Origin of the sequence: Pseudoalteromonas haloplanktis ATCC 14393 (assembly GCF_000238355.1) — a bacterium.
Classification (GTDB): domain Bacteria; phylum Pseudomonadota; class Gammaproteobacteria; order Enterobacterales; family Alteromonadaceae; genus Pseudoalteromonas; species Pseudoalteromonas haloplanktis.
In genome coordinates, this window is sequence record NZ_AHCA01000005.1 from 237,310 (window position 1) to 249,845 (window position 12,536).

11 protein-coding genes are annotated in these 12,536 nt (G+C 40.5%); 3 read left to right on the top strand and 8 right to left on the bottom strand.

Features of this window, described 5'->3' with window-relative positions:
• Nucleotides 1-234: 234 nt before the first annotated feature.
• The 7 genes from PHAL_RS0111640 to lptD all read right to left on the bottom strand — a co-directional run bounded on the left by PHAL_RS0111640 (nucleotide 235) and on the right by lptD (nucleotide 8,944).
• Nucleotides 235-2,250, bottom strand: a complete 2,016-nt coding sequence (locus PHAL_RS0111640; RefSeq protein ID WP_016708588.1) for a methyl-accepting chemotaxis protein — start codon at nucleotides 2,248-2,250, stop codon at nucleotides 235-237.
• 130 nt (nucleotides 2,251-2,380) lie between these two features.
• Nucleotides 2,381-3,196 (bottom strand): symmetrical bis(5'-nucleosyl)-tetraphosphatase, encoded by an 816-nt coding sequence (locus tag PHAL_RS0111645; protein ID WP_016708589.1) that lies wholly within the window; start codon nucleotides 3,194-3,196, stop codon nucleotides 2,381-2,383.
• A complete protein-coding gene (gene apaG / locus PHAL_RS0111650) occupies nucleotides 3,197-3,586 on the bottom strand; it encodes a Co2+/Mg2+ efflux protein ApaG (protein ID WP_016708590.1) in 390 nt (129 codons plus the stop codon).
• Entirely contained in the window at nucleotides 3,570-4,376 is an 807-nt protein-coding gene (gene rsmA, locus PHAL_RS0111655; RefSeq protein WP_016708591.1) for a 16S rRNA (adenine(1518)-N(6)/adenine(1519)-N(6))-dimethyltransferase RsmA, read from the bottom strand. Before rsmA ends, apaG begins: the two co-directional genes overlap by 17 nt.
• On the bottom strand, nucleotides 4,373-5,365 hold the full coding sequence (pdxA, locus tag PHAL_RS0111660) for a 4-hydroxythreonine-4-phosphate dehydrogenase PdxA (protein ID WP_016708592.1): 993 nt from the start codon (nucleotides 5,363-5,365) through the stop codon (nucleotides 4,373-4,375). Before pdxA ends, rsmA begins: the two co-directional genes overlap by 4 nt.
• Before the next feature lie 3 nt (nucleotides 5,366-5,368).
• The gene (gene surA, locus PHAL_RS0111665) at nucleotides 5,369-6,664 is read right to left on the bottom strand and encodes a peptidylprolyl isomerase SurA (protein ID WP_016708593.1); all 1,296 of its coding nucleotides are present in this window, start codon (nucleotides 6,662-6,664) and stop codon (nucleotides 5,369-5,371) included.
• 36 nt (nucleotides 6,665-6,700) lie between these two features.
• Nucleotides 6,701-8,944 carry an LPS assembly protein LptD gene (gene lptD / locus PHAL_RS0111670; protein WP_016708594.1) on the bottom strand — a complete coding sequence of 748 codons (2,244 nt, stop codon included), beginning with the start codon at nucleotides 8,942-8,944 and terminating at the stop codon, nucleotides 6,701-6,703.
• A 104-nt stretch (nucleotides 8,945-9,048) separates the two neighbouring features.
• On the opposite strand from lptD, the gene PHAL_RS23010 reads away from it, so the two are divergent.
• Genes PHAL_RS23010 through djlA form a run of 3 tightly spaced genes read left to right on the top strand, consistent with a single transcriptional unit; the run spans nucleotide 9,049 to nucleotide 11,613 of the window.
• The gene (locus tag PHAL_RS23010; protein WP_036980923.1) at nucleotides 9,049-10,053 is read left to right on the top strand and encodes an aminoglycoside phosphotransferase family protein; all 1,005 of its coding nucleotides are present in this window, start codon (nucleotides 9,049-9,051) and stop codon (nucleotides 10,051-10,053) included.
• Nucleotides 10,053-10,751, top strand: a complete 699-nt coding sequence (gene murU, locus PHAL_RS0111680) for an N-acetylmuramate alpha-1-phosphate uridylyltransferase MurU (protein WP_016708596.1) — start codon at nucleotides 10,053-10,055, stop codon at nucleotides 10,749-10,751. The genes PHAL_RS23010 and murU overlap by 1 nt, the downstream gene beginning before the upstream one ends.
• A complete protein-coding gene (gene djlA / locus PHAL_RS0111685; protein WP_016708597.1) occupies nucleotides 10,741-11,613 on the top strand; it encodes a co-chaperone DjlA in 873 nt (290 codons plus the stop codon). Before murU ends, djlA begins: the two co-directional genes overlap by 11 nt.
• On the opposite strand, the gene PHAL_RS0111690 is transcribed toward djlA, so the two are convergent.
• Nucleotides 11,596-12,525, bottom strand: a complete 930-nt coding sequence (locus PHAL_RS0111690; RefSeq protein ID WP_016708598.1) for a DUF3530 family protein — start codon at nucleotides 12,523-12,525, stop codon at nucleotides 11,596-11,598. The genes djlA and PHAL_RS0111690 overlap by 18 nt on opposite strands.
• Nucleotides 12,526-12,536 lie beyond the last annotated feature (11 nt).

The following is a 12,536-nucleotide window of genomic DNA, read 5'->3' on the forward strand; positions in this document are numbered from 1 at the left end:
TCATAGCTACTGTTTATTAACATAAAATAATACACATTATTAAGCGGAGAGTAAATCCTAGCTAGCAACTAATTTACTTCTTATATTAAAAAATTGAGTAATAAATATATTTAAATATAGCGAGATATAACGATTATTTCTCACGTTATATTCTATTCTGGGGACTGAAAAGTGTGAACTGTTGAGCTGAGTTATGGTAGAAGCCGTACTCAACAATGAGTACGGCTTTTTACTTTAGACTTTAAATTCATCTACAGATAAGCGTAGCTCTTCTGCAAGTTTAGCAACTTCAGAGCTAGATATATTAGTTTGATTTGCTCCTTCTGCTGTTTGCTCTGCAATTGCGACAATTGATTCAAGACGTTCACTGATCTCTTGGGATACTTGTTGTTGCTCTTGTGCTGCTGTTGAGATCTCTTCACTTACATCATGGGCTAGAGCAACAGCGGCAGTAATTGAATCAAGCGCCGTATTGGCTAAATCAGATTGCTCCACACAAGAGTCCGCTTGCTGTTTGCCTTTAGACATTGCCGTTACAGCGGCTTCAGCGCCAGTTTGTAACGACTCGATCATAGCCTGAATTTCTTGTGTTGAGGCTTGTGTTTTACTTGCTAATGAACGTACTTCATCAGCAACTACAGCAAAACCACGACCTTGCTCACCAGCGCGGGCAGCTTCTATAGCCGCATTAAGTGCAAGTAAGTTGGTTTGATCAGCAATACCACGAATAACGTCCAAGATACTACCGATAGAAGCGCTATCTTGATGCAGCTTATTGATAACTTTAGATGCAGACTCCACTTCACGGGCAAGCTGCTCAATTGTTGATTTATTTTGGTTTGAAATTCCTTTAACGCGGTCAGCTTCTTTGTCCGCATTTTTAATTTCTTTAAGAGCTTGTTGAGCGCTATTACTGACCGTTTGTGACGTGCTACTCATTTCAGTTGTTGCTGTTGCAGCTTGCTCCACTTGCGCTTGCTGATTACGAATAGCTTGGCTTGATTCACCGGTGATAGCGGAAGTTTCTTCCGATGCAGCGGCCAGCTGTGTGGAGCGAGATATAATCCCTTGGATCAAGCTACGTAAGCTTGTAATTAATGTATTGCAGCTTCGTGATAGCTCACCAAACTCATCTTTAGCGCTATCATCAAGACGCTGAGTCATATCGCCACTGGCAACGATATCTAGAATTCGGTTAACTTCTGCTAATGGTCTTATTATACGATTCACCGTAATATAAGCCACAATGATAGCTAAAAGTGTAGCGCTGATCATGCCAATCCAAGTCCAAAGGTTGGCGGCAGCAACATCGCTACTAACTTCTTTTTGTAATTCAAAAGCGACATTACTTGCTTGCTCAACGAGTTCATTGAGTTGTTTTAAAGCCGTTGTTGTGGCTTGCTCTGCTTGTGCGAGTTCAGCTTCAGTTGTGGCAATAACATCAATTAAACGCTTTTTATTCGCAGAAATACTATTATTTCCAAGAATGTTATCGCGAATAGAAACAAAATAATTATTGAGGTCATTGTATAAACCAGGATCTGCAGCTTCTACCGCAGGTTTAAGTAAATTTAAACTACGTTCAATTTCTTCTAGATAATAAAGTTGCTCATTTTTAACGATATCTAATGTATTTTGAGTTTTCACTGTCAGCATATCAGTGCTGTTTGTTACTAGTGATAAAAAATTATTCTCTAATTTATTAGCAGCTTGGTACGCTCTGCTATCATTGTTTTCTAAGCCATCTATATCAATGATATCTAATACCACAGAATTGGCATCTTCAGCTGCCAGTTCAATGGCTTCTAATTGAGCACGTAGTGACTTGTTGAGTTCTAATTGATTACTTTTATCTTTTAATAAGTTTTCTACTGACTTGATGAAACCTTTGTAAGTACGTTCTACGTTTTGACTACTTTGATTAAGTTGTGGGTTATCACGAACAACGTCTTGTAATTGTGAATAAGATTTATCAAAGCGTTGCTTTTGCTCTAAGACTGACTGTTGGATTGGTGCAAGTTCTGCCGCCGAGGTTGTGTAAAAACTTGCTTGTGCAGCTTTGCTCATTAAAATAAATTCAACTTGTAAGTCTGAGCTTTGCTCTAAGGCTGGCAGTGATAATTGATTCACTTGCTGCGCTGAATTATTAATATTTGCGATTCTGAACAGTGAATTACCTCCAATTAAAAGAAGTAATAAGGTGATACAAATAAATCCACCCCAAATACGCTGACTGACAGTTAAGTTCATATAAAATTCCATAAAGAGTAGCAATTAGACTTTATCGGCTTTGTTGCAGATAAGTTAAGTAATTAAATTTAATTACTTTTAACATTCATTACAATAAATCTAACAGAAGATGAATTTTTTTTCAGTTTATTTAGATAGAATTAGCTGAATTAATGCTGAATCGCTGTTTATTTTTTAATTCTAGTAAGGTCATAGCGCCTCCCCATACACAGCCGGTATCTAAAGCGTGAATATTTGCATGATTAGTAATGCCCTCAAGAGCCGCCCAATGACCAAAGACAATGTGCTTTTTAAATGTGTTAAATCGAGGGTGTTTAAACCAAGGGATCATTGCATTTGAGTCAGCAATACCACCTTTAAAGGTTAATTCTAATTGTTCATCAAGGGTTAAAAAACGCATTCGTGTAAAGTAATTCACAATATAGCGAAATTGCTCAAACTCAGTAAGCTGGTCATTCCAAACAGCTGGGTGCTGCTCATACATATGTTTGAAATAGTTACTCGCATCAGCACCTTGATAACAGTTTTGTGCAAATTGTGCGTACTGTAGGGCTTGCTTAATAGACCAGGCCGGATTGAGACCTGCGTGACTTATAAACACTTGCTCTTGCTTAAGCCATAGCGCGAGCGGTTGTTGCTGTAACATGGCAATATAAGCGGGCAGCTTTTCTGATCTCAATAGGGCGGCGAGTTTATCTTTGGGGTTAGCTGGTTTGTTCAGCAAGTAGTTGGCAATAAGGTGTAAATCATGATTGCCTAAGGTTACAGTGATACTATCTTGGTGTGTGTATAAGTAATCTAAGCAGGCTAGGGAGTCGGGGCCGCGGGCAACAATGTCGCCCACTAAATAAAGGTGATCTTTACTTGGGTTGAAATCAACGTGCAGCAACAAAGCTTGAAATTCTTGATAACAGCCTTGTAGATCACCAATTGCATAGTTAGCCATTTAATGCAAAATATTAGGTTGTGCTAAACGAAAAACGTTAATGGGTGCATCAAACTCAGTGCCGAACTCATTCTTCAAGGTATAGTAACCTTGCATCGTGCCGACTGGCGTGTCGAGCACTGCACCACTGGTATATTTATAGCTTTCACCAGGGCCTATCGTTGGCTTTTCACCGACCACACCTTCACCCTGTACTTCAACTTCTTTACCATTTGCATCAGTGATCAACCAATAACGGCTAATTAATTTAGCACTGCATAAGCTGTGATTTTTAATGGTAATTGAATAGGCAAAGACATATTTATCGAGCTCAGGTTGTGATTGACCTTCAACATAAAATGTTTCTACCGAGACTTTAATGGGCGAGCCCAATTTACTGCTTGTTGTCATAAATCCAATTTGCTATATCAATGAATTGTTGTAACGAAAGGCTTTCTGCGCGTAAGGTAATATCAATACCGATACTTGTTAATTCATCCGCAGTGACCAAGTTGGCTAAACTATTACGTAGTGTTTTACGGCGTTGGTTAAAGGCCTCTAAGCACACAGTGTTCAGGATTTTAGTACTTTTTGCTGTACGTTGCTCTGGTTTTTTCGGTATTAAACGAATAACGGCAGAGTCGACTTTAGGGGCAGGCTTGAAGCATTCAGGCGGTACTTCAATAACTGGTATTGCATTACAGTAATATTGAGTCATAACACTCAAACGACCGAATGTTTTGCTACCTGGGCCTGCTACCATGCGTTTTACTACTTCTTTTTGCAGCATAAAGTGCATATGTTCAATACTGTCAGCAAACTCAAACAAGTGGAAAAGTAGAGGTGTTGAAATGTTGTAAGGCAAGTTACCAAAGACTTTTAATTTACGTTCATCTTTCATCAAGCTTGAAAAATCAAACTGCATGGCATCGCCTTGATGAACGCTCAGTTTTGGTCCTAAAAAAGGATGTTCTGTTAAGCGTTGGGCTAAATCTTTATCGAGTTCAACAACCGTTAAATGGCCGCTTAATTCACTTACAGGCTCAGTGATAGCGCCAAGACCTGGGCCGATTTCAACTAAATTATCCTGCGGTTTAGGATCAATTGCGTTGACAATTTTATCGATGATCATTTCATCGCATAAAAAGTTTTGCCCAAAACGTTTACGGGCGCGGTGTCCTAAATGTACTTTATCTGTCATTGATTTTGTGCTTTTTCATGGGCGAGCTTAATTGCTTCGCGGATCGCTAATTCAAAACTACCAACGTCAGCATCACCGCTGCCGGCTAAATCGAGCGCCGTACCGTGATCAACTGAAGTGCGTATAAACGGCAAACCTAGCGTTACATTAACTGATTTACCAAAACCTTTGTATTTTAGCACAGGTAGGCCTTGATCGTGATACATTGCGAGCACCGCATCAGCTTGTGACAGGTATTTATCTTGAAACAAAGTATCTGCAGGCAGTGGACCGATAAGATTCATTCCTTCACTATTGAGTTGTTCAAGCGTTGGTGTAATTGTATCGATTTCTTCACGACCTAAATGGCCATCTTCTCCCGCATGTGGATTAAGCCCACAAACTAAAATCCGTGGCTTCTCAATACCAAATTTTGTTTGTAAATCATGATGTAAAATACGGGTTACTTTAGTAAGGCGCTCACTTGTAATAGCACGAGATACATAAGCCAGTGGTATGTGAGTCGTTACTAATGCAACGCGAAGACCTTCCGTAGCTAACAGCATGACTACATCAGGCGTGTTAGATTGCTGAGCAAAATACTCAGTGTGGCCACTAAAAGAAATCCCTGCTTTATTAATAATGCCTTTATGAACCGGGCCAGTGACGACCGCTGCAAAAGTACCATTCATATTCATTTCACAGGCGATGCGCAAAGTATCGAGTACATACTGACCGTTGGCATCATTTAATACACCCATTTCAACCTCAGCACCTAAATCTACTTGGTGTAGATAGATGCTGCCTGCGGGAGCAGGTGTTGCAGGGGTATTTTCATCAAATGGGATCACCTTAATTGTTAACCCCAGTTGTTTGGCTCGCTGTAGTAATAACTGTTTATCAGCAATCACAACCAGTTGTGCTGGCCAGTCATGCTGAGCAAGTTGTAACAATAGATCCGGGCCTATCCCGGCAGGTTCGCCGGGAGTAATAGCAATACGTAGTGTCATTGGTTATTCATCAATTGGGAAAATTTCAACATGGGCTTGTTCGCGCATTTCTTGCTGCCAGTTAAAGCTTTCTTCTTTAAATTTACGATTAAATAGCATACCGTGAGCGCGATTTCGTTTTGCAATCTCTGTTTTATCAGCCACGCGTTTATCTAATAATTGCACAATATGCCAGCCAAATGTGGTTCTAAATGGGTCACTTATTTCATTTTTATCAAGTGATAACAGAGTGTCTCTAAACTGTGGCACATAGGTTGTAGGGTCTGTCCAATCGTACTCACCCCCTTTTAGTGCTGAGCCAGGATCTTCTGAATACTCTTTAGCAAGTTCAGCAAAATCCGCAGTTCCGGCACGTAAATCTTTAGCAAAGCCATTGAGCATATTACGGGCTTTTTCTTCGCTTAAAATAATAGATGGTTTGATTAAGATATGGCGAGATTTAACTTCCGTTGTTTCAACAACTTGGCGGCCACGAATATCTTGAACTTTAATGATATGAAAACCAGCGCCCGAACGAAGTGGGCCGATGATGGCATCTTTTTTGGTGCCTTTAACGGCTTCGGCAAAGAGTGATGGCATTTCATTAATGCTCATCCAGCCTAATTGTCCACCTTCAAGTGCTTTCGAGCCACTTGATGATGAAATCGCGATGCGTTTAAATTCTTTGCCTTCTTGTAAAAATTCGATCACTTTATCAGCACGAGTTTTTGCACTTGCAATTTCGTCCGCCGTGGCGTTGTTAGGAATGTCGATTAAAATATGGCCAATATCGTATTCTTCAGTATTTTGACCTTGGCTTTCCATAATTTTTAATAAGTTATCAACTTCTTGTGGGCTGATATAAATACGACGGTCAACGTTTGCACGCATGACTTGCTGGGTGGTAATTTCTTTACGAATTTCTTCACGGTAAGCTTGGAAGCTTTCACCGGATGCTTCAATTGTACGGCGTAAATCTGCGATTGAACCGCCTTGCTCTTTGGCCATGCCAATCAAGGTTTGATCAAGTTGGCTATCAGAAATCTCTAAGCCCATACGTTCGGCTAATTGCATCATCAGTGTTTGGTTTACTAAACGTTCCATTGCTTGGATACGTAAAGTGCCATCAGAAGGCAATTCTTGGCCTTGCTCTTTGGCTTGGGCTTTAACTCGGTTAACAATAGTGTCAACTTCACTTTGTAAAATGACCCCTTGGTTGACAATACCCACTACTTTGTCGATTTCAACAGGGGCTGCGAAAGCGCTTTGGCATAGACCAAGCGTTAATACTGCGGATGCTAATAATTTTTTTAAATTCATACTTTTTCTAATACTCTTGCTAATAGTACGGTAATACTAGTTATTAAGAAAATACGGTCTACGATAGCCAAAAATACCTTGTTGTAATAATTTTTGTGCATCATAACGGCTTTTACTACCTAACCCTTTTAAGACAATATTAAAGCCAATACTTGAATCAAAAGTGGCTTGTTCTTGGCCTATCGCTTGATTTAAATCAGTTTCAATTTGACGACGGGCAGTAACTTGAAAGGCCCAACAGCAAGATTCATATTGCAATCCACTGAATACCTCGACGCTACGGCCGCTTTCTAAATCGCGGTGATAGCTACTTACAAATTGCCATTGTTCACTAAGCGGGAAGCTAGTAAAGAAGCCAACTTGCTCGATTGTATTGCCTGAGACATCATTTGCATAGCGATGGTTCAATTGGACGAGTTGATTATCGTCACCTTTATAATCTAGGGTTACATTTGACTGAATGATTTGTTTTCCATCAGTGTCATATTGAATCCCACCGGATAAATACCAACGACGGTGCCAATGTAACATGGTTTGCGCGGCAAACAAGGCATTATAGTTAGTATCTGAATCCAGATTTTGTGCAGTTGGTTTAGCTGAATCGCTTAAATAGAAGATTTGCCCAGCACTAAAGTTAAACAGCTCCTCACTATTATCATTAAATAATCGTGTAGTAGCACCGAGTGTAAATTGATTTGCAGCGGCGATGCGGTCAACGCTTGAGAAGCGGCTATCGCGGAATAAACCAAAAAAGTCATCTTGTAACTTTGTTGTATCATATAAGCCAATATCAGATTGATCTTTGTCTGGTGTGTAAAGGTACTGAACTTGCGGCTCTAAAGTTTGAATACCATTGTCGATCATACTGGTATCACGTTCAAAGTTTAGCTGGCTATATAAACGTACTTTTGGCAAGGTCCGTGATACTGTTTCAGCATAATCGGTGTTAGCTAAGTCGCCCTCTTGTTTATAATTAGTGTGTAGTACACTAAATTCCGACAGAAACGACCACGCATGTTCTTGATAACCATAACTAGCTTTAGGCTCAATATGTACCCGAGTGGCTTTTTCTATAATTGCCGTATCGTTGGTAAAATGGCTTAATTCGCCATTGAGTGTTAACTCAATATCGTTAAAGAGAAACGGTGTCGTTTGCGAAAAACTAATTTGCGGTAATGCAGCATAAGACTCAATATGATCACCTAATACTTCAAAGTTTTGTACTTTGATATCCGTGCGCCAAGTTTCGCCTAAGTAAGAGAGTGAACCAGTACGATAAAGCTGCGTATCAGTTCGAGTCGCGTAATTTGAATCTAAATCAGTGAGGTAGTTGTCATCACTGACATTAGTTATATCTATCGCTGCTCGCCAGTTTTCATCAAAATAGCTTTGTTGTTGCCAATGAAACAGAAATCGCTCATCAAGCTCAGGCTCAGAGTCATCTTTATCTAGATACTCAAGCGCAACTAAACCTTCGTTACTATCACTTAAATATCTAAACTCGCCTTGTAATTGTAAGCCTTTTTTAGACATATAGCGTGGCGTTATAGTGGCATCGTAATTAGGTGCAATATTCCAATAATATGGTGTGATGCTTTCAATGCCATAACGATCTGAACTGGAAATGTTAGGGGTCAGTAAGCCTGATTTTCTGCGATCATCAATCGGAAAAGTAAAATACGGTAAGTACAGCACTGGTGTGTCCATAATACGCAGTACCATATCATGGGTTTCACCCCAGCCCTCTTCACGAGAGAGTAAGATTTCTTCAGCTTGAATTGCCCACAATGGCGTTTCATTTGGGCAGGTAGTAAAGCTTGCGTTCAGTAGTGCTAAGCCAGACTGGTTCACTGTGAGCTTTTCTGCACCGCCGTGGCCTTGTTGATCGGTTAGTTTATAATCGGCACCGAGCAAACTGATTTCAGAGTTATTTAAATCAGCATTGAGACCAGCACTATTTACTTCACTGATTGCATCACGATAAGTAATAGGGCCCGTTGCATTAAGTAACCCACGCTGTTTGTCAATTAGCGCGCTTTGTGCGGACAAACTCATAGTAAGGGTGTTAATATCAACATTACCGGTAAATTCTGCGCTTTGGGTACCAAGTAATTCAATATCATTTGATTGGATATCGACCATGCCTAAATCAAGGCCAGCAAGCGGTTGCCAAGCTCTGGTTTGCATTGAATTGCCACAAAAGTTGTGTGCAAGTTCAGTTTCGGCAAGCGATGGTGCGCTGATCACACTTAGCATCATTATGCCCCAGGTTTTGCTCATTTATTAACCTTAATACGCTGTCGTTGAATATAAGAGTGACATAATAAAGGAAAACAATGGCAAATACAGTAATTGACTTAGTGAAAAATAGATATCATTACGAAATGAACCGTTATAAAAGTTTACAGCAGTTTTTAAGTCCGCATTTTGAAGATGAAGTATATCAACTTGCTGCGATCACTGGAGATGCGAGTTTTCGTCGCTACTTCCGCTTAAACAGTGGTCAAGAGAGCTATATAGTCATGGACTCAGATCCAACTAAGCTGGATAACACACCTTATATAGAACTGAATAAGGTTTTTTCTGAGCATGGATTTAAATTACCGAAAATATTACACGCTGATGAAAAACAAGGTTTCTTTTTATTAAGTGATTTAGGTAATGTGCACCTTGCTGATATGCTCGATGATAAAGAGCGCATCAATCATTATAAGCATTTAATAAAGCTCAGTGCGCAATGGGCAAAAATGCCTGCAGTTGAACATATGAAAGATTTCGACCGTGCGTTCTTAGAATTAGAGCTAGGTATTTTTTTACAGTGGCTGGTCGAAGCGTTTTTACAATTAAAAATCACTCCTGCTGAGCGCTTACTTTGGCAAACTAGCTGCGAGTTACTGATTGCTAACGTACTTGCTCAGCCAAGTGTGACAGTGCATCGTGATTTCCATAGTCGCAATATTATGCGCAGTGAACAACAATGGGCAATTATTGACTATCAAGATGCTGTGCAAGGTCCGGTTTGTTATGATTTAGTTTCGCTATTGCGGGACTGCTATTTTAAACTTCCTCACGATGAACTTGAGTATTTACTTGAGCATGCATTTAGCGAGTTTGAACAACAGGGATTGATCAGCAATATTAGTTTTACAACCTTTAAACAATGGTTTGATCTAACGGGCATTCAGCGTCATTTAAAAGCCGCTGGTATTTTTTGTCGGCTGAATTTACGTGATGGTAAACCAGGGTATATGGACAATGTATTGCCAACCTTGCGCTATATTAGTGATGTTGCTCAAGATCATCCGCCATTAATGGAGTTAGGTCTTTGGATTAAAAATACCATTATACCGGCTACAATAGTGGCACTTGATAAAGCACCTGATAAATAATGAAAGCGATGATACTAGCCGCGGGTCGCGGTCAACGTATGATGCCATTAACTGCAAATTTACCTAAACCAATGTTAAAGGTACAAGGTAAGCCATTAATAGAACATCATATTGAACGACTCAAAAGTGCCGGGATTACTGACTTTGTAATCAACCTAGCATGGCAAGGTGATAAAATTCGTGATTACTTTGCTGATGGCAGCCAACTCGGTGTGCAGATTGAGTATAGCCAAGAGCCTGAACAGGGGCTTGAAACCGCAGGCGGTATTATTCAAGCTCTGCCTTTACTGGGAGAGCAATTTATTGTTATTAACGGTGATATATTTACCGATTATGACGTAAGTTCATTGCTGCATATTCATCTAGATGATGGGGAAGGGCACATAGTATTAGTTGAAAACCCGCCGCATAACCCACATGGTGACTTTACTTTGCGCCATTTAGATGACGCCAGTCCGAAGTACACTTTCTCTGGTATTAGCCGTTTCCATCAACAATTTTTTGCTGGGATCACTGCAGGGTCTCATCGCTTAGGGCCGTTATTAAAAGAAAAATTGGCTGAGCAGCTTGTCTCTACTGAGCTGTATATTGGTCGTTGGGATGATATTGGTACGCCGGAGCGATTGGCGCAATTGAATGAGTCACTGATAGCGCAGCAGAATAATTTTCACAATCTAGGAGCGCCACATGTGGGGTAAAATTTTAGGTGCCTGTTTTGGCTTTATGTTTGGGCGCATTATAGGCTTATTTATAGGCTTATATTTAGGCCATATGTTTGATAAAAGCTTAAAGCAAAATTTTGATAAAGCAGGTGGCTTTGCAAGTTTATTTAAAGGTGATGACGACATTCATCAACGCCAAGCGCTATTTTTCACCAGTTGCTTTGGCGTCATGGGGCACATTGCTAAGTCAAATGGCCGGGTAAGCGAAACCCATATTCGTGCTGCTAGCTTATTTATGGATGAAATGGGCTTGACGGGAGATGATCGAAAAGAAGCGCAGGATGCTTTTAAAGCGGGAAAAGACAGCGACTTTTCACTCAAAGAAACCGTGTTTGATTTTAAAGAACGTTTTGCACGCCGTCATGATCTACTGCAGTTGTTTTTAGAAATTCAAATTCAAATGGCGTTTTCTGATGGGGTGCTTGCAACGCAAGAAAAAGAGCTATTGCAAGAGGTCAGTAAATTATTGGGGATCTCTAAAACTCACTTTGCATTTGTGCTTAAGCGCTACCAAGCTGAGTTTTCTTTTCGCCAGCAACAACAGCGTTACCAACAACAGCAACAGCGCCAAAATGGGCAAAGTAGCAGTTATCGAGAAGGCTCAGGTCATCACGTGCCACCTAATACTGGTATGAGTCGTACTCAAGCGTTAGCTTTGTTGGGTTTAAATAATGAAGCGAGTGCGCGAGACATAAAAGTCGCGTACCGTAAACTCATGGCGCAACATCACCCTGATAAATTGGTTTCTCAAGGGTTGCCTAAGCACATGATGGAATTGGCGGTAAAGAAGAGCCAAGACATTCAAGCTGCGTATGAGTTCTTAAAAAAGGCGGCGTAAAAAGCCGTCTACTTCTTTGGTGAGGCGCTCATGTTGCTGTGGCTCTGAGCGCAAGCCAAATAGTTCACGTTGACGGTAGTCATACTTGCTATGGCGTTTTACCCAACGTTTTCTATCCGCCACACTTAATAGTAAATCAGGGTTATCAACACTGTAGTAAATATCTAACAATGGTGGACTAATCGTTGAGATTGTTGCGTTGAGTTGCTGATTTCGTTGACTATTTGGTAAGTAACTGCTGAGACTGATAAACGCATCAATATTAGTGCTTGGGTATTGGGCATAATGCTCGAGTAACACTGCTGCACTCGCACCTTGGGCAATGACCACTATTTTGCCATCTTCATTCAATGCACTTTGATATAGCGCATTAAAACGTGCGATTAAGTTGAGTTTATAATTATCGATTATTGCATTACTTATTTGCGCAATCGCCTCAACATGCACTGGTTTAGCCGGTGGAGTCGTAGGCGAATCATCATTGTTATCGCTTTCAGTTTGGTTGCTATTAGCTGGCTTGCTTTGAGGATTTTCAGCTTCAGTTGGTACGGCTTGCCAGTCAATATCAGGTACTGTCATTGCTAATGTGGCATAACCTAAATCATTTAGTTGGGTGCGTAAAAAATTAATTCCATCGTTATCGGTCGGTAAGTGCTGCCAGTCAGGAATGATCAATACCACACCACGCTGCTGAGCACTCATGTGCTGACGATATAAGCTCAAAAACTCAGTGTCACCAGCAAGCAGCGGCTTTAACTCGTCTTGTGGCATTAAGCGTGATAAATCGCTACTGACAACGGTTGACCAAGGAGTGGGTGTAATAAAGTCGGCAGCTAGTACAGGTGTCAATAGCGTAATACCTATAGCTAAGCCTATTAATTGCGGTATTTTAAATTGTTTACCAGTAATCATATCAGCCACCA

Bases quoted from the DNA above. Each gene is read 5' to 3' on its own strand.
- lptD (WP_016708594.1), bottom strand. From the start codon at position 8,944: ATGAGCAAAACCTGGGGCATAATGATGCTAAGTGTGATCAGCGCACCA.
- murU (WP_016708596.1), top strand. From the start codon at position 10,053: ATGAAAGCGATGATACTAGCCGCGGGTCGCGGTCAACGTATGATGCCA.
- pdxA (WP_016708592.1), bottom strand. From the start codon at position 5,365: ATGACACTACGTATTGCTATTACTCCCGGCGAACCTGCCGGGATAGGC.
- rsmA (WP_016708591.1), bottom strand. From the start codon at position 4,376: ATGACAGATAAAGTACATTTAGGACACCGCGCCCGTAAACGTTTTGGG.
- PHAL_RS0111640 (WP_016708588.1), bottom strand. From the start codon at position 2,250: ATGAACTTAACTGTCAGTCAGCGTATTTGGGGTGGATTTATTTGTATC.
- djlA (WP_016708597.1), top strand. From the start codon at position 10,741: ATGTGGGGTAAAATTTTAGGTGCCTGTTTTGGCTTTATGTTTGGGCGC.
- PHAL_RS0111645 (WP_016708589.1), bottom strand. From the start codon at position 3,196: ATGGCTAACTATGCAATTGGTGATCTACAAGGCTGTTATCAAGAATTT.
- PHAL_RS23010 (WP_036980923.1), top strand. From the start codon at position 9,049: ATGAACCGTTATAAAAGTTTACAGCAGTTTTTAAGTCCGCATTTTGAA.
- surA (WP_016708593.1), bottom strand. From the start codon at position 6,664: ATGAATTTAAAAAAATTATTAGCATCCGCAGTATTAACGCTTGGTCTA.
- PHAL_RS0111690 (WP_016708598.1), bottom strand. From the start codon at position 12,525: ATGATTACTGGTAAACAATTTAAAATACCGCAATTAATAGGCTTAGCT.
- apaG (WP_016708590.1), bottom strand. From the start codon at position 3,586: ATGACAACAAGCAGTAAATTGGGCTCGCCCATTAAAGTCTCGGTAGAA.